At 64.7% G+C, this 23,569-nt stretch carries 20 protein-coding genes and 1 pseudogene; 10 read left to right on the top strand and 11 right to left on the bottom strand.

The features are described 5' to 3' along the window. Positions 1-93: 93 nt before the first annotated feature. A complete protein-coding gene (locus KYE46_RS06200) occupies positions 94-1,614 on the bottom strand; it encodes an AMP-binding protein (protein WP_346345224.1) in 1,521 nt (506 codons plus the stop codon). Positions 1,615-1,678: 64 nt separating this feature from the next. Next, positions 1,679-2,161 (bottom strand): hypothetical protein, encoded by a 483-nt coding sequence (locus tag KYE46_RS06195; RefSeq protein ID WP_219004211.1) that lies wholly within the window; start codon positions 2,159-2,161, stop codon positions 1,679-1,681. A 98-nt stretch (positions 2,162-2,259) separates the two neighbouring features. On the opposite strand from KYE46_RS06195, the gene moaA reads away from it, so the two are divergent. Beyond that, positions 2,260-3,270: a GTP 3',8-cyclase MoaA gene (gene moaA, locus KYE46_RS06190; RefSeq protein WP_219004209.1), complete on the top strand. Its 1,011-nt coding sequence runs from the start codon at positions 2,260-2,262 to the stop codon at positions 3,268-3,270. A gap of 160 nt (positions 3,271-3,430) precedes the next feature. Here the strand turns inward: moaA and KYE46_RS06185 are convergent, their stop codons facing one another. Then, complete coding sequence (locus tag KYE46_RS06185; protein WP_219004207.1) at positions 3,431-3,928, bottom strand: RICIN domain-containing protein; 498 nt, start codon at positions 3,926-3,928, stop codon at positions 3,431-3,433. Positions 3,929-4,057: 129 nt separating this feature from the next. Between KYE46_RS06185 and KYE46_RS17480 the strand changes: the two are divergent. Next, a pseudogene (locus KYE46_RS17480) lies at positions 4,058-4,207 on the top strand (cyclic pyranopterin phosphate synthase); the annotation flags it as partial. A gap of 13 nt (positions 4,208-4,220) precedes the next feature. Here KYE46_RS17480 and KYE46_RS06180 read toward each other — a convergent pair. From KYE46_RS06180 to argE, 4 genes are all read right to left on the bottom strand, one after another. Further along, entirely contained in the window at positions 4,221-4,811 is a 591-nt protein-coding gene (locus tag KYE46_RS06180; protein WP_219004205.1) for a hypothetical protein, read from the bottom strand. A 110-nt stretch (positions 4,812-4,921) separates the two neighbouring features. Then, complete coding sequence (locus KYE46_RS06175) at positions 4,922-6,085, bottom strand: M20 aminoacylase family protein (protein WP_219004203.1); 1,164 nt, start codon at positions 6,083-6,085, stop codon at positions 4,922-4,924. Between the two features lie 63 nt (positions 6,086-6,148). After that, positions 6,149-7,507, bottom strand: a complete 1,359-nt coding sequence (locus tag KYE46_RS06170) for an NAD(P)/FAD-dependent oxidoreductase (RefSeq protein WP_219004202.1) — start codon at positions 7,505-7,507, stop codon at positions 6,149-6,151. Further along, positions 7,504-8,655 carry an acetylornithine deacetylase gene (gene argE / locus KYE46_RS06165; RefSeq protein ID WP_219004200.1) on the bottom strand — a complete coding sequence of 384 codons (1,152 nt, stop codon included), beginning with the start codon at positions 8,653-8,655 and terminating at the stop codon, positions 7,504-7,506. The genes KYE46_RS06170 and argE overlap by 4 nt, the downstream gene beginning before the upstream one ends. Positions 8,656-8,936: 281 nt before the next feature. On the opposite strand from argE, the gene KYE46_RS06160 reads away from it, so the two are divergent. From KYE46_RS06160 to KYE46_RS06140, 5 genes are all read left to right on the top strand, one after another. Continuing rightward, positions 8,937-9,959, top strand: coding sequence for an ABC transporter ATP-binding protein (locus KYE46_RS06160; RefSeq protein WP_219004199.1), 1,023 nt, complete (start codon positions 8,937-8,939; stop codon positions 9,957-9,959). Positions 9,960-10,033: 74 nt separating this feature from the next. Then, the gene (locus KYE46_RS06155) at positions 10,034-11,227 is read left to right on the top strand and encodes an ABC transporter ATP-binding protein (protein WP_219005033.1); all 1,194 of its coding nucleotides are present in this window, start codon (positions 10,034-10,036) and stop codon (positions 11,225-11,227) included. A gap of 80 nt (positions 11,228-11,307) precedes the next feature. Next, entirely contained in the window at positions 11,308-13,029 is a 1,722-nt protein-coding gene (locus KYE46_RS06150) for a peptide ABC transporter substrate-binding protein (RefSeq protein ID WP_219004198.1), read from the top strand. Positions 13,030-13,248: 219 nt separating this feature from the next. After that, positions 13,249-14,256 carry an ABC transporter permease gene (locus tag KYE46_RS06145; RefSeq protein ID WP_219004197.1) on the top strand — a complete coding sequence of 336 codons (1,008 nt, stop codon included), beginning with the start codon at positions 13,249-13,251 and terminating at the stop codon, positions 14,254-14,256. Beyond that, positions 14,249-15,298, top strand: a complete 1,050-nt coding sequence (locus tag KYE46_RS06140; RefSeq protein ID WP_219004196.1) for an ABC transporter permease — start codon at positions 14,249-14,251, stop codon at positions 15,296-15,298. The genes KYE46_RS06145 and KYE46_RS06140 overlap by 8 nt, the downstream gene beginning before the upstream one ends. On the opposite strand, the gene xseA is transcribed toward KYE46_RS06140, so the two are convergent. Beyond that, entirely contained in the window at positions 15,295-16,878 is a 1,584-nt protein-coding gene (gene xseA, locus KYE46_RS06135) for an exodeoxyribonuclease VII large subunit (RefSeq protein WP_219004195.1), read from the bottom strand. The two genes, KYE46_RS06140 and xseA, sit on opposite strands and share 4 nt — an antisense overlap. A 141-nt stretch (positions 16,879-17,019) precedes the next feature. Between xseA and purD the strand changes: the two genes are divergently transcribed. After that, positions 17,020-18,282 (top strand): phosphoribosylamine--glycine ligase, encoded by a 1,263-nt coding sequence (gene purD / locus KYE46_RS06130; RefSeq protein WP_219004194.1) that lies wholly within the window; start codon positions 17,020-17,022, stop codon positions 18,280-18,282. 17 nt (positions 18,283-18,299) lie between these two features. Here the strand turns inward: purD and KYE46_RS06125 are convergent, their stop codons facing one another. Further along, positions 18,300-18,986 (bottom strand): D-lyxose/D-mannose family sugar isomerase, encoded by a 687-nt coding sequence (locus KYE46_RS06125; protein ID WP_219004193.1) that lies wholly within the window; start codon positions 18,984-18,986, stop codon positions 18,300-18,302. A gap of 246 nt (positions 18,987-19,232) precedes the next feature. Here KYE46_RS06125 and KYE46_RS06120 point away from each other — a divergent pair, with 246 nt between their 5' ends. After that, entirely contained in the window at positions 19,233-21,191 is a 1,959-nt protein-coding gene (locus KYE46_RS06120; protein WP_219004191.1) for a cation:proton antiporter domain-containing protein, read from the top strand. A gap of 206 nt (positions 21,192-21,397) precedes the next feature. On the opposite strand, the gene cobT is transcribed toward KYE46_RS06120, so the two are convergent. After that, the gene (gene cobT / locus KYE46_RS06115) at positions 21,398-22,411 is read right to left on the bottom strand and encodes a nicotinate-nucleotide--dimethylbenzimidazole phosphoribosyltransferase (protein ID WP_219004189.1); all 1,014 of its coding nucleotides are present in this window, start codon (positions 22,409-22,411) and stop codon (positions 21,398-21,400) included. An 85-nt stretch (positions 22,412-22,496) separates the two neighbouring features. Here cobT and KYE46_RS06110 point away from each other — a divergent pair, with 85 nt between their 5' ends. Next, entirely contained in the window at positions 22,497-23,267 is a 771-nt protein-coding gene (locus KYE46_RS06110; RefSeq protein WP_219004188.1) for an adenosylcobinamide-GDP ribazoletransferase, read from the top strand. On the opposite strand, the gene KYE46_RS06105 is transcribed toward KYE46_RS06110, so the two are convergent. Next, positions 23,268-23,540 carry a glycine zipper 2TM domain-containing protein gene (locus tag KYE46_RS06105; RefSeq protein WP_219004187.1) on the bottom strand — a complete coding sequence of 91 codons (273 nt, stop codon included), beginning with the start codon at positions 23,538-23,540 and terminating at the stop codon, positions 23,268-23,270. Between the last annotated feature and the right edge of the window lie 29 nt (positions 23,541-23,569).

The raw sequence follows: 23,569 nt of genomic DNA, 5'->3' as shown, positions 1-23,569 counted from the left end.
GAACCGGGTGCTGTCGCCGACTGCGTCGCCGAGTGGCGGGGGCCAGCCCCCGCACCCCCGCCGTATTTATGAAAAGATGAAGGGGCGCGGCGTTTAGCGGAGCGCGCGTCGGAGGATCTTGCCGGTCGTCGTCATCGGCAGGCTATCGGCAAGCACGATCTGACGCGGCACCATGTGGGCGGAGACCTTGCTGCGGACGAGGTTTTGAAGGGTTGCTTCGATATCCGAGGTATCGGCGCCGGCACGCAGGACGACATGGGCGACGACGGCTTCGGTTCGGATCGGATCGGGAACGCCCACGACGGCTGCGAGGGTCACGTCGGGATGGGTGCAGAGGGCCTGCTCGATCTCGACCGGGCCGATACGGTAGCCGGCGGAGGTGATGACATCGTCGTTGCGGGCATGGAAGATGAACTGACCACCCGGGGTCTGGATGGCGAGATCGCCGGTGCGCAGCCAGCCGTTGACGATCTTTTCGGCGGTCGCCTCGGGCTTGTTCCAGTAGCGCAGCATCATCACGGGATCAGGGGCGCGGACGCAGATTTCACCGACCTCGCCCGGGCTTGTCGGAGTGTCGTCCGGGCCCAGAAGTGCGACCTCGTGGCCCGGCACGGGGAGGCCCATCGCACCGGGGTGACGGGGCATCGGACCGTCGCAAGCGGCGATGACGAGGTTCGCTTCCGTTTGCCCGTAAAACTCGTTGATCGGACAGCCGAGGCTTTCGCGGCTCCAATCGAGGAGATCGGCGCCGAGGGCCTCGCCGCCCGAGCCAATCGCTCGGAGGGAGAGATCCGCGGGCGGTTTCGCCTGCCGCATCAGGCGCAGAGCGGTGGGCGGCAGGAAGCTGTTGGTGACCTTTTCCCGGGCGAGTAGCGCGAAGGCCTCCTCCGGGTCGAACTTGGGAAATCTGTGCGAGATCAGGGGAATGCCGTAGAAGAGGCAGGGCATCGCCATGTCCATCAGCCCGCCGATCCAGGCCCAATCGGCCGGTGTCCAACCGACGTCTCCCGGTTGCGGGAAGCCCGCCTGCGCCAGCTCCATGCAGGGCAGATGGCCATAGAGAAACCGATGGGCGTGCAGCACGCCCTTGGGATCGCCCGTGGTACCGGAGGTGTAGATCATTACCGCGGGGTCCTCGGCGGTGGTTTCAACGGCTCGTCGCAGGGGTGCGGCGGACATGGCCGTGTCGAGCGGGCTCTCACCTCCGCGCGCATGGCTGAATCCGCTGGAGAGAACGACCGGCGCGTCACAGACGGCGCGCAGCTTGTCTTCGACGTCGCCGTCGACGATCACCGCCTTGGCACCGCTGTCCGCGAGGCGATAGCGCAGCGCATCCTCGCCGAAGAGCGTGAAGAGCGGCAGCGAGATCGCGCCGAGCTTGAAGGCCGCCAGATGGGCGACGAGCACCCGCGGGTTCTGCGCCATCAGGATCGCGACCCGGTCGCCACGGGTGACCCCGCGCGCGGCCAGTGTCGCGGCAAGGCCATCGGAGGCGGCCTTCAACTGACCGTAGGTCCAGACTTCGTCCGGCGGGCCGATGTGGCGCACGGCGATGCGGTCGGGCTCGGCCCGCGCCCATCGCTCGCAGCAGACGTGGGCTAGGTTGAGTTGCACGGGGATATCCCACGCGAAGGCCCGGCGCATTTCGGGCCAGGATGCGCGCGTGGGGATCAGCCGGTCAATCGGCGATCACCGTGACGGTGGGCAGCGACGCGAGGTTCAGCCCAAGGGCCTGAAACGCGGCAAGAGACAGGCGCGAGCCAGAGCCTCGGGCGCCCCCGGACGGGCTGGCCGTGACCACGACGGTGGTGCCGTCAGGGGCCACGACGGTGGCGGTGCGCTCCCGGTCGACCAGCGGCGTCTCGATCCAGAGGCCGGGGCGTGTCGCGTCGCCGAGGCTCGCGACGGTGAAGCCGCGCACGCTGTCGCCGGACGCGGTGTCGCCAGCTGCCACGGCGGCGGCACGGGTGCTGCTGTCGGCGGGAGCGATATCTGCGGCGGTTGCCTCTCCCACGACGGGTTCGGTGATCACTTCGCCGCTTGGTGCGGCAGCAGGCGCGGTGTCGGTCGCGGGGCCGGTGCCGCCGAGGAGACCGCCAAGGCCGCCGTTGGCACAGCCTGCCAATGCAAGCACGGCCAGAAGGGAAATTGCGCGTGTCATTCTATACCTCTCAACAGCGTTCAGGCCAGATTAGGCCCGCACCGGACCGTGATCAACCGGTCCTTGTGTGACTGCGCGCGCAGGCATAGGGTCCGCCCATGACACAGGCTGCCCCCCTCATCGATCCCTTCGCCCGCGCCATCACCTACCTGCGGGTCTCGGTCACGGACCGTTGCGATTTTCGCTGCGTTTACTGCATGTCCGAGAACATGCAGTTCCTGCCGAAGAAGGAGCTTCTGACGCTGGAGGAGCTCGACCGCATGTGCTCCACCTTCATTCGTATGGGCGTGCGCAAGCTGCGGATCACCGGCGGAGAGCCGCTGGTGCGGCGCGATATCATGACCTTCTTCCAGGGCATGACGCGTCATCTGGAGAGCGGCGACCTGCAGGAATTGACGCTGACCACCAACGGCAGCCAGCTGGCGCGGTTTGCCGAGCCGCTCGCGGCGGCCGGGGTGAAGCGGATCAACATCTCGCTCGACACGATCGATGAGAAGAAATTCGCCGAGATCACCCGGTGGGGCCGCCTGAAGCAGGTGATGGACGGCATCGACGCGGCGCTGGCCGCCGGTCTGAAAGTGAAGATCAACGCGGTCGCCCTGAAGAATTTCAACGAGGACGAGCTGTTCACCCTGCAGGAATGGTGCCTCGATCGCGGAATGGACCTGACCTTCATCGAGGTCATGCCGATGGGCGATCTCGGCAACGAGGACCGGTTGGACCAATATTGGTCCCTCAAGGACCTGCGCGCGCGTCTGGCCGAGCGGTTCACCCTGACCGATCTGGCCGAGCGCACCGGCGGCCCTGCCCGCTACGTGCAGCTGAACGAGACCGGCCAGAAGATCGGCTTCATCACGCCGCTGTCCCATAACTTCTGCGAAAGCTGCAACCGGGTGCGGCTGACCTGCACCGGGCAACTTTACATGTGCCTTGGGCAGGAAGACATGGTCGACCTGCGCGCGCCGCTGCGCGCCAGCGAGGACGACGCGCTACTGGAAGAACGCATCCGCGCGGCCATCGGGCAGAAGCCCAAAGGCCACGATTTCGACTATTCCCGACAGGTCGCCGATGGTCAGATGTCACGGCATATGAGCCACACGGGAGGGTGAATTTCCGCACCCGGCCCTTGGCCGGGCAAAAGGTCCAGTGGACCTTTTGGGAAATTCACGGGCGGAGCCCCGGATTGCCACGCATTGCCCCGGTCAGGTCACCCATTCGCAGCAGTGTGAGCCCGCGAATGGGCCAAGGTACGTTACGTTTTTGGGCGCCCTAGTTAAACCGCCACAACTGGCCCGAGAAGTTGCCACAGGGATCCATACGGATCGGTCCATCGGCGCGGCTACTGCTTTCCAGGCACTCGTTCGATCCTTCGCGGAATTGACTGGTAAGCCGCACGTAGCCGCCGCCCGCCGGGATCGCGCGCCAAAGCTGGCCCGACACATTCTGGCAAATATCCATGAACGCAGGCCCGCCGCCGGATCGGTTGCTTTCGAGGCACTCATTAGCCCCTTCGCGGAACTGCGTTGTCAGACGGAAATAGCCGCCGCCCGCTGGAATGGCGCGCCATTGTTGCCCGCTCACGTTCTGGCAACGATCCATAAATGCCGGACCTCCCCCCGCGCTGCGGCTTTCCAGACACTCGTTCGCGCCTTCGCGGAACTGGGATGTCATCTCGAAGTACCCGCTCGGAAACCCTTGGGCAGAGGCCGCAGATGCCCCTCCTACAGCCAATGCTGCGATCAACGCTGTTTTCAAATCAATTCTCATGCAAATACACTCCCTGGAACCAAGGCCAAAAATTGCCTTAACTTTTTATGCGCTGTGCCTTGGGCGGCTGGCAACAGTATCGTGGTGGTGCATGATGGTTGGATGACGGAGAGAGATGATCGCCCCGCGCGCTCCCCCCTGCGGGCCGGCGACCGTGACATGACGCTGGAGGACGCGATCCGCAAAGCAAGCAACCTCAAGCCCAAGGGCTATGATTTCGACTATTCGCGACAGGTCGCCGATGGTCAGATGTCACGTCACATGAGCCATACGGGGGGGGGTGAGCCCCTCTTCACTCTGGTGGCGCTACTCCTAATTCACAAGCGCGGCTCCATGGCACCACGGTCCCGCCCGAGGTAGCACGGGTCAACGCCCTACGGTCGATCATCCGGGAGGACATTCGCAATACGTCACCATGACCGTGTTCCATTTGTCCCTGGATCTTGACGATAAGCAATTTATTGAAATGGCCTGAGAGTTTAACCTTCACCTTGTTCGTTGTACTATTCGGTGCGATGGTTTTGATCTCGACAAAATCATTATCGAGTTTTCCATCCGAGCCTTGGGCATTCGGCTTGTTATGAAGCCTCACGCCCCAGACCATCGAGCCATATAACTCCCCTAGTGCGCCGTAGATATTCAGGTGTTTGCCGGTTTGCTCGAAATATTCCGTGCTTGCCTTCGTTAGACGCAGAACCTGCCGGATCACACAGATACCCGCCAAGGGAAAGCGCCGACTAAGCTTGTCTTCTGCTTCTAAAACGGGAAGGAGCGCGTCGTGTTCCTCGTCGGGGTCGTAGTCATGGCATTCGCCAAATTTATCAAAATGGATCCATTCTCCGTCCCCAAGCCAAACGGCATTATGGGAGCCCAATTCATTCATCTCAATTCCTCCGACTCAATGGGATGAAGCCTGAACCGGAATTGGGGGAAAATTGAGGCAGAGAGAAATTGAGCCGGCCTATATCGGCCGGCTCTCTTAACACATTCAGTTCACGCCGCCGGCATCCGCTTCTCGACAATCTCCGCCCACCAGCTGCAACCCGCAGGGATCGCCTCGTCGTTGAAATTGTATTTCGGGTGGTGGACCATGGCCGTGTCGCCGTTGCCGACGAGGATGTAGGCGCCGGGGCGTTCCTCGAGCATGAAGGCGAAGTCCTCGCCGCCCATGACCAAGGGCACGTCATCGCAATCGCCCGAGACGCTGCGGGCGACCTCGGCGGCGAATTCGGTCTGTTCTTCGGAGTTCACCATCACCGGGTAGCCGCGGATGTAGTTCACTTCGGCGCGGCCGCCCATCATCGCGGCGACGCCTTCGCAGATTTCCGGCACGCGTTCGTTGGCGAGGTCGCGGTTCTCGGTCGACATGGTGCGCACGGTGCCGCGCATGGTGACGGTCTCGGGGATCACGTTGAAGGCCTTCGACTCGGTCTCCAGCGAGGTGACGGAGACGACGATCTGGCTCACCGGGTCGGCATTGCGCGCGGCGATCGTCTGCAGCGCGATGACCGCGTGGGCTGCCATGACAGTGGTGTCGATGGTCTCATGCGGCTTGGCGGCGTGACCGCCCTTGCCCTTGAACTGGACCTCGAACGTATCGGTAGCCGCGAAAAAGGCGCCCGAGCGGATGCCGAAGGAGCCCACGGGGCGGCCCGGCCAGTTGTGCATGCCATAGACCTCGTCGATGCCGAACCGCTCCATCATGCCGTCGTCACACATCTCCTTGCCGCCGCCGCCGCCTTCCTCGGCAGGCTGGAAGATTACCGCCACGGTGCCGTCGAAATTGCGGGTCTCGGCCAGATATTTGGCCGCGCCGAGCAGCATCGCGGTGTGGCCGTCGTGGCCACAGGCATGCATCGCGCCGGGGGTTTTGGAGGCATATTCCAACCCGGTGTCCTCGAAGATCGGCAGCGCGTCCATGTCGGCGCGCAGGCCAAGGGTCTTGCCCGAGCTGTTGGTCTTGCCCTTGATGACGCCCACGACGCCGGTGCGGCCCAGGCCCGTCACCACCTCGTCACAGCCGAATTCCTTCAGCTTCTCGGCCACGATGCCCGAGGTCCGGTGCGTGTCGAAGAGGATCTCGGGGTTTTCGTGCAGGTCGCGGCGCCACTCGGTGATCTCGGGCAGCAATTCTGCAAAGCGGTTCTTAACTGGCATCTGGTCGTCTCCCATGTCGAATTTTGCTTGAAGGTGACACCGCGCGCGCGGGCCGACAAGCGGTTAAAGATTTGGTCCGGGGCGCAGGCGCGAGCCATCACTGAAACGTCCCATGGAGAAGCGGCTGAGATCGTGGCCAACGGGCTTTCCCTGCGCCATGTCGGCAAGGATGCGGCCGAATGCAGGCCCGATCCCGAAGCCGTGGCCGCACATGCCGGTGGCCACGATCAGCCCGGGCAGTTGCTTCACATGATCGACCACAGGCACCACGTCGGGCAGCACGTCGATCATCCCGGCCCATGCGGCGTGGGGCTCGACCGCGCCGACCTGAGGATAGATCTCAGCGAAACGGCGCGTGATCTCGGCGACTTTCCGGGCGTTCGGCTTGGGGTCGAGGATGCGCAGATCCTCGAACGGGGAACGTGCGTCTTCGGCCCAGTTTCGCTTGGTGCCAAAGGCGTCGGGGTAGTGTTTCGGAGCCGGCGGGCGCAGGTGCACGTCGAATTCCCCGGTGAGAGCGAGGGGCAGGTACCGGTGGATGTGACGCATCAGGTCGGGGCCGGCGAAAAGCTCTCCGAAGGCGGCGGGCGCGAGCGTATAGCCGCCATCAGCGCGGGGCCGCATGGCAAGCCGGTCATCGACGGCCGCCGTCGCGAGAACCTGTGGCAGGGGCTGCGTGGCCACCACTGTCGAGCGCACCGAGAGCTGCGGGATGGTGACACCGTGGCGGCGCAGGAACAGAGACGACCACGACCCGCCGGCGAGCACCACCTTCCCCGCCTGCACCCGGCCGGCTTCGGTCACAACCCCGGTGACGCGTCCGGCCTCGAAGTCGAGCGCGCGCACGGCGCAACCTTCGCGGATCAGCGCGCCGGCCTCCTGCGCGAGCCGCGCCAGTTCCGGCACCGCGACCCATGGCTCGGCCTTGAGGTCGGTCGGCGTATGCAGCCCACCGACCCAATTGCCCTCGGGCTGGCCAAGAAGCTCCTGCACGGCGGCGCGACCCATCGTGGTGGAGGAGACGCCATGGGGCTGCGCCCGCGCGATCCAGTCCTCGTAACCGGCCATATCCTTGTCGCTGCGCGCAAGGTAGGTGACGCCGATCTGGCGCAGGCCAAGGCGGCCCTGAAGCTCGGCGTCGAGCGCTTGCCAATGGGTCTGCGATTCGAGCGCGATGGGGATCTCGGCCACGTCGCGTCCCTGCACGCGCACCCATCCCCAGTTGCGGCTCGATTGTTCGGCCGCAACGCGGCCCTTTTCCAGCAGTAACACCGAGAGCCCGGCCCGCGCAGCAAAGAGCGCGGTGCAGACGCCAAGCACCCCGCCGCCGATGATGGCCAGATCAACCTTTTCGGGCAGGTCAGCCCCGAAGGAGACAGGCTTGCCCGACTGGAGCAGGCTCGCGTGGAAGGGAAACGTCATGCAACCTCGGACAACAGCTTTTCCATGAAGGCCTGTCCCTGCTGGAACTGGTCGAGGGTGATGAATTCGTTCGCCTGATGCGCCTGCTCGATGGAGCCGGGCCCGCATACCACGGCGGAATAGCCCGCCGCCTGAAACTGTCCGGCCTCGGTGCCGAAGCTGACAACGCCCGAGGAATTCAGGCCGGTGAGCTTGCGCACCATGGTCTCGGCCTCGCCGCCGTCTTCCTTGCGCAGGCCGGGCACATCCCACCGCGGGTTCACGCGGATTTCCGCGTCAGGGTGGACAGCTTTCATCCCGGCTTCGATCCGCGAGATCTCGGCGAGGATCTTCTCGCGCCATTCCTGCACCGATTCGTTCGGCAGGGCGCGGAGCGAGAGGACGAAGAAGCAGTCCTTGGCCGTAATGTTATGAGCGGTGCCGCCCTCGATCATGCCGACGTGGAGCGTCGAGAAAGGCGGGTCGAAGGGCGAGTTCGGGTCCGCCGCCGCCACCGATGCCTCGTTCTGTTCGTTGCACCACTGGATCAGGCGCGCGCCTTCCATGACCGCCGAGACGCCGCGATCCTGTAGCGAGGAATGGACCTCGAACCCGCGGAAATGCAGATCGAAGCCGGTGCCACCCTTGTGGCCATTGATGATGCCCATCTCGGTCGGCTCGCCGATGATCGCCATGGAGGCGCGCGGCAGGCCAGCCATCGCCTCGATCATCGGTGGCGCACCGACGCAGCCGATTTCCTCGTCCCGCGAGAGCGCGAGTTGCATCGGGCGCGATATCCCCCGGCGCTTCGCCTCCACCACGCTCCAGATCGCGAGGGCGTCAAAGCCCTTCATGTCGCAAGTGCCGCGACCGAAGAGCTTTCCGTCCTTCTCGGTGACGAAAAACGGGTCGGTGTCCCACTTCTGACCGTCGACGGGGACCACGTCGGTGTGACCGGACAGGACGATGCCACCGTCCTCCTCGGGTCCCACATGGGCGAACAGCGATGCTTTCTTTCCCGTCTCGTCATGGTCACGGGCGCTGTCGATGCCGTGGCTCGCCAGATAATCCGCCACCCAATCCACCAGTTCCAGATTGCTGTCCCGGCTGACGGTCGGAAAGCTGACGAGTTTCGAGAGGAGGTCTCGCGGAGAGAGGACGTGTGTCATGGAGGATCCCGTGCTGACTGGTGAGATGAGCGCGGTGCAACCCTGTGCCTCTGCCGCGTTGTCGTCAAGGCCACCCCCCGGGGGCCGCGTCTGGGCGTCATTTTGGCTCTGCTGCGCGAAGGGTTCAGCGCCGTCCGACACCTTACGTCACGCTTGATCAGGAGAACGTTGACCCTTGCGGGATCAAATTTTCCTGATAGCGTCACCGAACAGATCGCCCGTTTCGACCCCGTCGAAAGCAAAGAGGCGGCAAATCCGACAGGTCAGGGAGACCTCCGCATATGCCCGATGGGGCCGATTCTCAGATGCCCGCAGGGGTAGACTCGTACGTATTGGACGTGCGTGATCTAAAGACAGTGTTCCGCACCCGCCGGGGCGAGGTCCATGCCGTCAACGACGTCAGCTTCCGGTTGAAAGCCGGGGAGTTGCTAGGTGTTGTGGGGGAGTCCGGTTCGGGCAAATCCGTCACCATGATGTCACTGATCCGGCTGCTGCCGATGCCCCCTGCCGAGATCCGCAAGGGCGAGGTTCTCTTCGGCGACCGCGACCTGATGCAGATCAGCGAAGACGAGCTGCGCGCCATTCGTGGCGCCCGGATCGGGATGGTGTTTCAGGATCCGATGACCTCGCTCAACCCGGTGTTCAACGTGGGCTTCCAGTTGATGGAGCCTCTGCGCAAGCACATGGGGCTGGACAAGAAGGCCGCGCGTCGCCGCTCCATCGAATTGCTGGAGCTCGTGGGCATCCCCGACGCGGAACGGCGCCTCAAGGATTATCCGCACCAGTTTTCCGGCGGCATGCGTCAGCGCGTGATGATCGCGATTGCACTGGCTTGCGACCCCGAGGTTCTGATCGCGGACGAGCCGACCACGGCGCTCGACGTGACGATCCAGGCCCAGATCCTCGAGTTGGTGAAAGAGCTGCGCCAGAAGCTTGGCATGGCGATTGTCTGGATCACCCATGATCTTGGCGTGATCGCGGGCATCGCGGACCGCGTGATGGTGATGTACGGCGGCCAGGTGGTGGAGGAAGGCCCGGTGCGCGAGTTGTTCGACCGCCCGAGCCATCCCTACACGAAGATGCTTCTTGAAACGATCCCGAGCATTACCGGAGACCGGGCCGACCGCCTGCAAGTGATCCAGGGGCAGCCGCCGATGCTTGGCGCCGACCCTTCCGCCTGCGCGTTCCGCGACCGGTGCCCCCATGCTTTCGCGCGTTGCGCGCAAGAGAACCCCCTGCTTGAACCGGTCGGCGTGGCTCCGGGCCACCGGGCCGCGTGCTTCTTGAACGAGGAGAGCGTCTGATGCTGGATGCCATCCCCAAGCCGGTTGCCGAACCTGTTCCGGGCCGCAAGCTCGTCGAAGTGCGCAACCTGCGGATGTACTTCCCGATCCATACCGGGTTGCTGCGCAAGCACACCGGCGACGTGAAGGCCGTCGATGGCGTGAATTTCGACATCTACGAGGGCGAAACCCTTGGCCTCGTGGGAGAATCCGGTTGCGGCAAGTCCACCTGTGGGCGTGCGGTGATCCGGCTCTATGATCCCACCAGCGCCTCGATCAAGATCGACGGGACGGAGCTCGCCTGGGCCAACGACAAGGCCCGCAAGATCGATGCCGCAGCCTCAAAGATCGCGCGCAACGTGAGCTTTGCCATTTTCGGCGTCGGTATCGTGCTGATGGCGCTTCTGGCGATCCAGTTTGAAGCCTTCGCCCAGGGTTGGGCCGTGGCACTGCAAGCGGCCGTGCTGATCGGGCTGACCATCGGCGGATATTTCGTGACCCGGGACCGGGTGCGCAGTGCCCGCGCGCAGGCCGCGGGAATTTCTGAGGATGATTTCGCCCCGTCCGAAAACGACCTGCGCCGCCTGCGCCCCACCATGCAGATGGTCTTCCAAGATCCGCAGGCCTCGCTCAACCCGCGCATGACCGTGGCCGCAATCATCGGAGAGCCGCTTTCAGAGCACACCAAGATGTCGAAGTCCGAACGCGACGCGCGCATCTACGAGCTGCTCGACGCCGTCGGCCTCAACCGTGACTTCGCGAACCGCTATCCGCATGAGTTTTCCGGCGGCCAGCGGCAGCGCATCGGCATCGCCCGCGCGCTGGCCCTGAACCCCAAGTTCATCGTCTGCGACGAGCCGATCGCGGCGCTCGACGTGTCGATCCAGGCGCAAGTGGTCAACCTGCTGGAGGACCTGCAGGAAAAGCTCGGCCTCACCTACCTGTTCATCTCCCACGACCTGTCGATGGTGCGCCATATCGCCGACCGCGTGGCCGTGATGTACCTCGGAAAGATCGCCGAACTCGGCCCGCGCGACGCGCTTTTCGCCGATCCGCTGCACCCCTACACCAAGGCGCTTCTGAGCGCCGTGCCGGAGCCCGATCCCGCCTCCCATGACGTGGCCGAGCGGGTGATCCTGCAAGGCGATGTGCCCTCGCCCTCGAACCCGCCCGTGGGGTGCAACTTCTGCACCCGTTGTCCCGCCGTGATGGACATCTGCCGGGTGAATGACCCCGAGATGAAAGAAGTGCGCCCGGGCCGCTTTGTCGCCTGCCACCTCTACGACTGATACCAAGAAGACCGTCAGCAAGACGGCGTAAGAAATGCCTGAAAAGGTTACGAAACCAACAAGGAGAGAGAGAAACGAAGATGAAACATACATCCATCCTTCTCGGAGCGGCGGCGGCCTTCGCCTGTGCTCCACTGGCCGCGCTGGCCGACGGGCACCTTGCCCGCGGTGGCTCGGGCCACCTCAACATCATCTATTGGCAAGCACCCTCCACGCTGAACCCCTACCTGTCCGGCGGCACCAAGGAAGTGGAAGCGGCCTCGCTGGTTCTCGAAAGCCTCGCCCGCTTTGACGACACCGGCGAAATGGTGCCGTGGCTTGCTGCGGAAATCCCGACGGTTGAAAACGGCGGTGTTTCCGAGGATCTGACCCAGATCACATGGACGCTGCAGGAAGGTGTCACCTGGTCCGACGGCTCACCGCTGACGGCAAACGACGCGGTCTTCACCTGGGAATATTGCACCCATCCCGAAGGCGGCTGTGCACAGGCCTCCTACTTCGACGGTGTCGAGAGCATCGTGGCCGTGGATGACACGACCATCGAGGTGACCTTCGCCGAACCCACGCCGTTCCCCTACACGGCGCTGGTCGGCTCCGAGAGCCCGATCATCCAGGCGGCTCAGTTCGCAGACTGCCTCGGCGCCCGCGCGCCCGAGTGCACCGAGGCCAACTTCGGCCCCATCGGCACCGGTCCCTTCGTGGTCACCGATTTCCGTCCGAACGACGTGATCGAGCTGGCAGCGAACGACAACTACCGCGTGCCGGATCAGCCTCACTTCGCGACCGTGACCTTCAAAGGTGGTGGCGATGCGACGGCTGCAGCGCGTTCCGTGCTTGAAACCGGCGAGTTCGACTACGCATGGAACCTGCAGATCGACCCGACGATCCTGGCTCAGATGGAAGCCCAGGGTAACGGTACGGTCGTGACGGCCTTCGGCACCTCGGTCGAGCGTCTGCACCTGAACCAGACCAACCCCGATCCGGCACTGGGTGACCTGCGCTCCACCGTGGAAGGCGGACCCCACCCGTTCCTGACCAACCCGATCGTGGGTCAGGCCATGTCCATGGCCATCGACCGCGCGCTGCTGGTTGAAGTGGGTTACGGCGCAGGCGGTCAGCCGACCTGTAACGTTCTGCCCGCGCCCGAGGCCTATGCCTCGACCGCCAACGATGGCTGCCTCGTGCAGGACATCGACGGCGCCAACGCCCTGCTTGATGAAGCCGGCATCGTCGACACCGACGGCGACGGCATCCGCGAGCTGGATGGTGTGCCGCTTTCCGTGCTCTACCAGACCTCCACCAACGCCGTCCGTCAGGACACGCAGGCTCTGGTGAAGCAGTGGTGGGCCGAGATCGGCATCGACGCCGAGCTGCGCAACATCGACGCATCCGTCTTCTTCGGTGGCGATCCGGCATCCCCGGACACGTTCCAGAAGTTCTACGCGGACGTCGAGATGTACACCAACAACTTCGCAGGCGTTGACCCGCAGGCCTACATGGCCAACTGGCTGTGCTCGGACATCCCGGGCCCGGATACCCAGTGGCAGGGTGCCAATATCCAGCGTTACTGTGACCCCGAGTACGATGCGCTGGTGGCTGAAATGGCCCGCACCGCGGACCTCGAGGCACGTGGCGAACTGGCCATGGCAATGAACGACATGATCATGCAGTCCTACTCGATCATTCCGCTCGTTCACCGTGGTGGTGTTTCCGCTCACGCAAACTCGCTCGGCGGCATCCGCATGTCCGACTGGGATTCGGAGCTGTGGAACATCGCTGAATGGCACCGCATCCCCGAATGATGTGACCTGAGCCAAGGCCCGCTCCCCCATCGGGGGCGGGCCGTCTCCTGTACCGCCCTGCCCTTCCCCTCAGAATAGGTTGAACCCCCTTCCCATGCGGCCCCACCCCCTTCCTGCATCCCGTCGCGCCATCGCCCATCCGGGCAGGCTGACGCAAATGACAGGGCAGACGGACCGTATCGGAACCGAGTTTAGCGCCGCGCGAGAGGCCGCCCTGACATGCTGACCTTCACCATCCGCCGCCTGATCCTTGCGATCCCGACGCTGATCTTCATCAGCTTCGTGATCTTCCTGATCGTGAAACTGTCCCCCTCGGACCCCACCGCCGGACTGCCGCTGACGATCCCGCCAGAAGTGCGCGAGGCGATCCGCGAGAGCCTGGGCGTCAACGACCCGGTCTTTGTGCAATACTTCAAGTGGCTCAAGCTGATGCTCTGGGACGAGCCGCTGCACCTATTCGATGGCTGGTTCGGCACCTCCATGGCGCCGGATGGGCCGCGTATCATCTCCTACCAGACCCGCTCTCCGGTGATGGACCTGATCATGCAGCGGATGCCCCAGACCCTCTGGGTTGTCGGCACCTCCTACATCGTCGGCATCCTGATCGCGGTGCCGCTCGGGGTGGTCTCGGCCTACAAGCAGTATTCGTGGTTCGACCAGGTCGGTACCTTCGTCTCGATGATCGGCTTCTCGGTCCCGACGTTCTTCACCGGTGTCCTGTTCATCGTGATCTTCGCGGTGAACCTCGGCTGGTTCCCCTCGGTCTACGACACCACGCTGGAGGTCACGGATTGGGAGAGCTTCACGCAGCAGTTCCGCCAGATGATCATGCCGGTGATGGTGCTCGGGCTGTTCAACGCCTCGCAGATCTCGCGCTACATGCGGGCCTCGATGCTCGACAACCTGAACCAGGATTACGTGCGCACAGCGCGCGCCAAAGGCCTTGGTGAAAGCGTCGTGGTGCTGGTGCACGTGCTGCGCAACTCGATGATCCCCGTGGTCACGGTGATCGCGCTGAACGTGCCCGCCGTCTTCGGCGGTGCCATCATCACCGAGCAGGTGTTCAAGGTGAACGGCATTGGCCAGCTGCTGATCATTGCCATTCAGGCGGGCGACGTGCCGGTGGTGCAGACCGTCAGCTTCATCTTTGCCGTCCTGATCGTGCTCTTCAACCTTATCGCCGATATCCTCTACGGCGTTCTGGATCCGAGGATTCGCTATGACTGAGACCACAGCCGACGTCCAGATTACCCGCGCCCCGCGCAACCAGTGGTGGGACGTCTGGGACCAGTTCCGCACCCACAAAGGCGCGCTCTTTGGCCTGGGCTTCTTCATCTTCGCGCTGCTGTTCGTCTACCTCGGGCCGCTGTTCTGGACGCTGGAGAGCACCTACATCGACATCCGCGCGCGCAACACGAACCATATCATCTCGTGCCTGGGTGTCGGCGGGGGCTGGTTCTCGCTCGAGGGCTGGACAAGCTGGTTCCGCGACATGCCCGCCTGTTTCATGTCGCCCGAGGAGTTCAGCCGCGCCAATCCGATCTATGGGCTGAAGGTCTCCTGGGCGCATCCGCTTGGCGCCGACCAATTGGGCCGCGATACGCTGGCGCGGATGATGCTCGGCGGGCAGACCTCGATCGCCGTGGGTCTCACCGCGATGCTGCTGGCGCTGTTCTTCGGGACATTGGTGGGCGTGCTGGCGGGCTATTTCCGCAAGGTCGACGGGCCGCTGATGCGCTTCACCGACCTGTTCCTCGCCATGCCGCTGTTGCCGCTGCTGCTGGTCATCATCATGCTGTTCCGCGACACGTTGCGCAGCGCCTTCGGGCCTGAAGGCGGCATCTTCGTCCTCATCGTCGTGGTCATCGGCCTGACCTCGTGGATGCAGACCGCGCGCGTCGTGCGCGGCGACGTGCTGGCGCTGAAGGAGCGCGAGTTCGTCCTCGCCGCCCGTTCCATCGGGACACCGCCATGGCGGCTGATCCTGCGCCACGTGCTGCCGAACGTCATGTCCTCGATCATGGTCTCGGCCACCCTCGGGATCGCCAATGCGATCATCACGGAGTCGGCGCTGTCGTTCCTGGGCCTCGGCTTCCCGTCGGACTTCCCGACATGGGGCCGGCTGCTGTTCGATGCTACCGATTGGCTGAGCCAGAACCCCGAGCGGGTGATCTGGCCGGGCCTGTTCATCTCGCTCACCGTGCTGTCGGTAAACTACATCGGCGACGGCCTGCGCGACGCGCTCGATCCCCGCATCCGGGGCCGCTAGAAAAGGCTGCCCTGGTTGTCGCCGGGCTTCTTCCCGTCGGATGCCTTGCCGGAGGTCGCCTTTTTGGGCGCGGCTTTCGGCGTGGCCCCGGTCGGGGTGACGCCGAGCCGACCATCGACAAACTCGATCTCCATCGCTGCGTGACCAGCGGCGCGTTCGCGGGTGGTCAGCACTTCGTCGCCCGCCCGGATCACGGCATAGCCGCGCCCGAGGGTCTCCTTGTAGCCGAGGGTCCGGCGCATGCGCTCCAACCCGTCGAGCGTCTCGCGGCGGCGCTGCACGGAGAGCACCGCCGTCTGAGCGAAGCGCATACGGGCCGCGCTGAGCCGCTCCTTCATCTGCGACGTCCGCGCCGCCAGCCTTTCAGGATCGAGCCGTGCGGCCAATCGGTCGAGGTCCCGCCGCCCTTGCCGCGCGACATGGGCCAGCCGCGAAGGCGTCAGCCCCGCTGCCCGCTCGCCCAACGCCAGCCGCTTGCGCGCCACCGCGCGGTCGAGCGCCGGGTCCAGCCGCGCTGCCAGACGCTCCAACTCGGCCCGGGCGTCCCGCGTGCGGTTGGTCAGCGCCGGCGCCAGCCGCAGGCCCGCGAGATCGAGCCGCTGGCGGGCTTGGTCCATCAGTGCCTCAGGACGCGGCAGAGCGCGGCCGAGGTCAGTCAGGCGCTGCCGCCGCGCGGTCAGCGCGCCGGTGATGCCCCGGCTCAGAATGCCCTCCTGCTGACGCAACCAGTTCAGCATGTCGAGACGCACCGGCACCGCCTTCTCGGCGGCTCCAGTGGGCGTAGGCGCGCGGTAGTCGGAGGCGTGGTCGATCAGCGTCGTGTCGGTCTCATGGCCCACGGCGGAGATCAGGGGGATGTTGCTTTCGGCGGCGGCGCGGACCACGGCCTCTTCGTTGAAGCCCCAGAGATCCTCGAGCGAGCCGCCGCCCCGAGCCACGATCAGCAGGTCAGGCCGCGGCAGCGCGCCGCCGGGGGTCAGCGTGTTGAAGCCTCGGATCGCGTTGGCCACCTCGGGCGCGCATTTCGGCCCCTGCACCGCGACAGGCCAGATCAGCACCTTGCGCGGGAAGCGGTCGCGCAGGCGGTGGAGAATGTCGCGGATCACCGCGCCGGAAGGGGACGTGACGACGCCGATGACCTCGGGCAGGAACGGCAACGGCTTCTTGCGCCCGGCATCGAACAGCCCCTCGGCCGCGAGCGCGGCGCGGCGCTTCTCCAGCATCGCCATCAGCGCGCCTGCGCCCGCCGGTTGCAGATCCTCGATCACCAGTTGGTATTTCGACTGGCCGGGGAAGGTCGTCAGCCGACCCGTGGCGATGACCTCCATCCCCTCCTCCGGGCGATGGGTCAGGCGCCCTGCGACGCCTTTCCAGACGACCGAGGCCAACACGCTGCGATCATCCTTGAGGTCGAGATAGATATGACCCGAGCGCGGCAAGGAAAGCCGCCCGATCTCGCCGCGCACCCGGACGTGGGAAAACGCGCCCTCCACCGTGCGCTTCACGGCGCCGGAAATCTCTGTGACGGTAAACTCTGGCGCATTTCCCGTCGCGCCGTCGTCGTCGATCAGATCATTCATCGCTCAAACCTGCTATTCCGTAACTTTCGAGGCGCATGCGCCGTGCCGCGCACAGCTGACCGGCCGGTGAAACCTGTCGAGGTTGTGCCGCGCCCCGCCCCTCTTTATGCCTTGGCGCAAGCTAGCAGAAGGGGCGCGACGTTGAACATCCTTATCCTTGGCTCCGGGGGCCGCGAGCACAGCCTTGCATGGGCCGTCCTACAGAACCCGAAGTGTGATCGCCTGATTGTGGCACCCGGCAATGCGGGGATCGCGCAGATTGCCGATTGTGCAAGTCTGGATGTGGATGACCCAAGCGCCGTAACCGACTTCGCGGTCGAGAACTCCATTGATTTCGTGATCGTCGGGCCCGAGGCGCCATTGGCCGCAGGGGTTGTGGATATGTTGAGGAATGCCGGAATTTTGGCATTCGGGCCTACAGCTGCGGCTGCGAAACTTGAGGCGTCCAAGACCTTCACGAAGGAAATCTGCGACGCCGCCAATGCGCCGACGGCCGCCTGGGCGCGCTTCACCGAAGCTGCTCCCGCGCGCGAGTACGTCCGCGAACGTGGCGCGCCAATCGTGGTGAAGGCCGATGGTCTGGCGGCCGGCAAAGGGGTCGTCGTCGCGATGACGGTGCCCGAGGCGATTTCCGCCATCGACCACATGTTCGACGGCGCTTTCGGAGAGGCCGGTGCCGAGGTCGTGATCGAGGAGTTCATGGGTGGCGAGGAGGCCTCCTACTTCGTGCTCTGCGATGGCAAGACCTGCCTGCCCATCGGCACCGCGCAGGACCACAAACGCGCGTTTGACGGCGACGAAGGCCCGAACACGGGCGGCATGGGGGCCTATTCCCCTGCCCCGGTCCTGACCGACGAGATCGCCAAGGCGGCGCTGGAACAGATCATCGAGCCGACCATGGCCGAGATGACACGGCGCGGCACGCCTTACACCGGCGTGTTATATGCCGGCCTGATGATCGAAAACGGCGCGCCGCGTTTGGTGGAGTACAACGCCCGTTTCGGCGACCCGGAATGTCAGGTCCTGATGATGCGGCTCGGCGGTCAGGCGCTCGACCTGATGCTGGCCTGCGCCGAAGAGCGTCTTGCCGAGGCACAGGTGCAATGGGCCGATGATCACGCCGTGACGGTGGTGCTGGCGGCTCAAGGCTATCCCGGCAGCTACAACAAGGGCAGCGAAATCAAGGGCCTGCGCGAGATGCCGGAGACGTCATCCGAGATGGTTTTTCACGCCGGCACGACGCGGCAGGACGGCAAGATCACTGCCACGGGCGGACGCGTCCTGAACGTCACGGCGCGGGGGAAGAGCCTGAAGGCCGCGCGGGATCAGGCCTATGCCATGGCTGAACGGATCGATTGGCCCGAGGGCTTCTACCGCAAGGATATCGGCTGGCGCGCGCTGTAGAACAGCTGCGCGACAGCCTACTTGAGCCACTCTCCATAGTCCGACACGAGCAGATGGGTCGGCGCGACGTCCTCTTCGATCGCCGAGAAGCGACCGATGGGTTCGCGGAACCAATTGTCGGTGTCGTCATTGTTCACGGTCGAGACCTCACCGATCAGAACGTCACCGCCCTCGCCCCAGAACTTGTGCCAGTCGCCCGGCATCAAGGTGACGCTCTCACCGGGCGCGAACAGCAAAACCTCTCCGGCTTTGAACTTGCGCTCGATCCCGTCGCACATGACGGTGCCGCCCGCGTCGGGGTCGAAGGAGCCGTCGGGCGCGGAGCCGTTCAGCTCGATGGCCATCGTCGCCCCGCCGCGGTTGATGATATCTTCCGCCTTGAGGTAGTGGCGGTGCATCGGGCTGATCTGATCCTGCTTTGAAATCAACAGCTTCTCGGCGTAGCACATGCCGGTGCCTGCCTGCAGATCGCTCAGGCGGCCGTTGCGCAGGGTGAACAGGAAGAGGCCCAGTTCGTCATATTTCCCTTGTCCGTAGTCGGTGATGTCCCACCCAAGGCGACCCTCAATCACGGCGCGGGCGACGTCCTTGTTGGCGCGCATCTCGTCCGGGGTCCAATAGGCAAATGGAGGCAGCGCGAAGCCGAAAGAGCGCATGAACGCGTCGGCCTCGGCCATAATCTCGTTAACTTCGGAACGTTTCATCGGGACCTCCACATTTGTTGCGTTCAAATGGGCCAAACCGTGCCCTCAAGACAAGCCCCAGTACCCGCATCTGACATCAGTTTCGGTGGTTTCGCAGAAAATCTCCGGTCTGCTCGGTGAAATCGGCGACAGATCCCGCAATATGGCCAATGACGGCCGAAAGTTGCGTGTCGGAGATCATGCTGTCTCGCAGAGGGGGCATGGCCTCGTTAAGGTCAACCAAACGCCCCGAACCGCGACAGGCCCATGGAAGCAACCCTCCTTCAGATCACCATCTATCTCGGGGCCATGCTTATCGCGGTCCCGATATCCATTCGGTTCGGACTTGGGTCCGTTTTGGGCTACCTCTTGGCAGGCGTGGCCATCGGACCCGTCCTCGGGTTGGTGGGCTCCGAGACCGAGGATCTGCAGCATTATGCAGAATTCGGCGTCGTCCTGATGCTTTTCCTGATCGGGCTGGAGCTTCAACCCCGCGCGCTTTGGGACATGCGCAAGCGGTTGTTGGGCCTCGGTGGCAGTCAGATCCTGTTGTCCATCGCGGTCCTGTCCGGCGGCGCCTTGGTTTTCGGGGTCGCGGCACCGACGGCGCTGGCAATCGGCATCACGCTGGCCCTCAGCTCCACCGCGATCGTACTGACCACGCTGACCGAGAAAGGCTTGCTGCGCACCTCGGGCGGGCGCGGCGCCTTCTCCGTTCTGCTGACGCAGGATATCGCCGTGGTCCCGGCGCTTGCCGTCCTCCCGCTGCTCGCAACCAGCGCCCCCGTCGCTTTCACCGAAGACGGGTCGATCGCACGTCTGGCGGAGGAAGCGCATCCTTCGCTGTCACTGGTCGACGGGTTGCCCGCCTGGGGCGTGACCTTGGTGACGCTCGGGGCTGTTGCGGCGGTGATACTCGCGGGGCGCTACCTCTCCCCGCTGGTGTTCCGGGTGATCCATAACGCGCGCCTGCGAGAGCTTTATACCGTGGCCGCGCTGGCCTTCGTGGTGGGCATTGCCGTCCTGATGATCCTCGTCGGCCTGTCGCCCGCCCTCGGCGCGTTTCTGGCGGGCGTCGTGCTCGCCAACTCCGAGTTCAAGCATGAGTTGGAGGCGGACCTCGAGCCGTTCAAAGGCCTCCTTCTGGGGCTTTTCTTCATCACCGTCGGGGCGGGCATCAACTTTGCCACGCTGTTCGGCAATCCGATCCTGATCGTCGGCCTGACCCTTGGGCTGATGCTGGTGAAGGGACTGATCCTCTACGGCCTTGCGCGCGCGGCAAAGATGGATGGACGCGACCGCTGGCTGTTCACGCTTGGGTTGGCGCAGGCGGGCGAATTCGGTTTCGTCCTCGTCGCTTTCGGGGTGTCGCAAGCGGTGTTCTCCGACCCGATAGCCGAGATCCTCTTGCTGATCGTCGCGCTTTCCATGCTGCTGACACCGCTGAGTTTTATCCTATACGAGCAGATCAGTGCCCGGGTGGCAGAGGGCGGCGAGACGGCACCCGAGGCCGATGAGATTGACGATGAGGCCGAGATCATCATCGCGGGCATCGGTCGGTTCGGACAATCGGTCAACCGCATGGTGCGCGCGTCGGGGTTCAAGACTGTCGTCCTGGATTCGAACCTCGAGACCATCCGCCTGATGCGCCGTTTCGGATTCAAGAGTTTCTACGGTGACCCGTCGCGGCCCGAGCTTCTGAAAGCCGCAGGGTTGGAGACGGCGCGGGTCTTCGTGATCTGCGTCGATGGCAAGGACACCGCCGTGAACCTCGTGCGCTATGCCAAACGCCTGCGGCCCGACATCTCGGTCGTGGCGCGCGCCCATGATCTGCTCCACGTCTATGAGCTCTACGAGGCCGGCGCGGATCACATCGTCCGCGAGGTCTTTGACAGCTCGCTGCGCGCGGGCCGTTACGTGCTGGAGGACATGGGTCTCACCGACTACGAGGCTCACGCGATGGAACTGGCGTTCTACCGCCACGACCGACAGAACCTGCGCGCGCTGGCGGAGGTGTGGAAGCCCGGTGTGCCCATCTCGGAGAACGAGGAATATATGGAGCTGACCCGGAAGATGACGGACAATCTGGAGAGCGCCATGCTGACGCAGCTCGACCAGATGCATGATGAATCGCAAACCGACAGCCCGCCGCCGCGCACCCGTGGGGATGTGGGCGCTCTCTCGGGGGTTTCTCGGACGCCGCGTCGCCCCGGAGGGGCGCGTTAAAGGGATCCCGGAGGGGCGCGATAAATTGTGGTCCCGGAGGGGCGGATCGGTAACGTCCTGAGTCGTTGGAGAGATCCCGGCGGGCGGACGGCGAGCCTCTGCTGTCCGATGCACGTGCGGCACCGTCGGGATTGAGTTGTATTGGCCAAGATGAAGAGGGAGCCCTGTGGCTCACCTCTCAGGTTCGGGACAGGTGGCGGCGTGGGTCAGCCGCCCGCGACGCCGGCCTCGGCGAAAGTGGCCATGTCGGAGTGGCAGGCGATCGCACCGCGCAGGATCTGGATCGCGAGGGCCGCGCCAGACCCCTCGCCGAGGCGGAGACCCAGTTGCAAGAGCGGCTCCTTGTCGAGGTGCTCCAACAGCCGTCGGTGCGCCTGTTCGGCGGAGCCGTGACCTGCCACGGCATGATCCAGGGCGCCGGGGACCGCGCTCTCGAGCGTGGCGGCGGCGGCGGTGCAGATGAAGCCATCGAGGATCACCGGGATGTGACGCAGGCGCGCGCGGGCGATTGCGCCCGCCATGGCTGCGAGTTCGCGTCCGCCAAGGCAGCGCAGGGCTTGCAGGGGGTCGTTCGCCGCGCCGGGGTTGGCCTTCAGGCCGTCGGAGACGACCTGCGTTTTCAGAGCGATGCCGGCATCGTCGACGCCGGTGCCCCGTCCGGTCCAGTCGCTTGGTTCGCCACTGAGAAGCGCGTGGGCGACGGCGGCGGCGGAGGTCGTGTTGCCGATGCCCATCTCTCCGACAACCAGAAGATCCGCATCGGGATCGACCGCTTCCCACCCCACCGCGATCGCAGCCATGACCTCGGCCTCGGACATGGCGGGGCCTTGGGTGAAATCCGCCGTGGGCGTCTCGAGGTCGATGGGGTGCACCGACATCTTCGCGCCAGCGAGCGCGCTGAGTTGGTTGATCGCGGCACCGCCATGGGCGAAATTGGCGACCATCTGAACGGTGACCTCTGGCGGGAAGGCGCTGACACCGCGGGACGCAACGCCGTGGTTTCCAGCGAAAATCAGAACCTGGGGCGAATTGATGCGTGGGCGCGCGTCGCCGCGCCACGCGGCGTACCAGATCGCCAGATCCTCGAGCCGACCCAAGGCGCCCGGCGGCTTGGTCAACTGGCCATTGCGCTCTTGCGCGCCTGCGCGGGCTGCTTCGTCAGGACCCGTGGCTCCCGCGAGGGCTGTATGGAATTCGGCAAGTGTCGTGGGGGTGGTCATAAATCAGTTCTCTTGCGTGGCAAAAAGTTGGATTGATATGTAGCGGATTACGCCGCCTGCGCCCTGCGGCAGAAAGGTCCAATTCATGGCTGAAACCGACACTGACTTCAGAAGGCTCGCGCCTGAGCCGCGTGACGTGATCCGGGCGGCTCAATTGCTGACGCGGGTGCCGATTTCCGGAGGCGACGGGACCCGCGGCGCGGAGGCCGCATGGGCGTGGCCCGTGGTCGGCTTGAGCGTCGGATTGGTTCAGGCCTTTGCCGGCGTCATCGCACTGTCGATCGGGTTGCCGGCGAGCGTGGCTGCAGGTTTGGCAATCGCCGTGGGGCTGTTGCTGACCGGTGGCCTGCATGAGGACGGTCTGGCCGATTGTGCAGACGGGTTCTGGGGCGGGATGGATCGGGCGCGGCGGCTCGACATCCTGAAGGACAGTCGCATTGGCGCTTACGGCGTATTGGCACTGATCGTGGCGATGGGAATGCGGTGGGCGTTGATGGCGAGCTTGCTCTTGCACGCGCCCTTGGCGCTCGTGGCTGGCGCGATGCTCGGACGGAGTGCGATGGCCGCCGTGATGGCGCAGCTGCCCTTCGCGCGGGACGGCGGGCTTGCCGCGCAGGTCGGCCGACCGCCCATGGCGGCGGTGTGGCTTGGCGCGATCTGTGCAATTTTGGGTGCGGTCATCTTCGCTGGTTTCGGCGCGGGGTTGATCGCAGTGGTGTCGGCGATCTGTGCAACTTGGGGCGTCGCAGCGGTCGCCCGGGCAAAGATCGGCGGGCAGACCGGAGATGTTTTGGGAGCAACGCAGGTGATGTCCGAACTTGCGGCCCTGACCGCCTGCGTTGCTGTCCTTAGCTGATTAGCACGCCGCGACGTAGTAGGTGCCGTCGCCGTTGGAATACGCGCACTGACCGGTCTGGGTGTTGCGTGCGACCTGCGTACCGATGGCTGCGCCACCGACCGTTGCCAGCACGGTCCATGCGGGGTTTGCGTCAAACGCATCTGCCAGCAGAAGACCGGCGCCAGCGCCGCCTACGAGACCGAGGTTGGAGCGGTCCTGCGGCGAAAGCGGCTGGCAGGCCGTGATTGCGGTGGCGGAAACCAAGAGCATGGGTGCGATGATCTTTTTCATGAGGGGTCTTCCTTTTTGACAGTGGGCTT

Source organism: Gymnodinialimonas ceratoperidinii (genome assembly GCF_019297855.1).
GTDB lineage: Bacteria > Pseudomonadota > Alphaproteobacteria > Rhodobacterales > Rhodobacteraceae > Gymnodinialimonas > Gymnodinialimonas ceratoperidinii.
The sequence above is the reverse complement of the archived record's forward strand: the minus strand, read 5'-3'. Positions and strand labels throughout refer to the sequence as shown.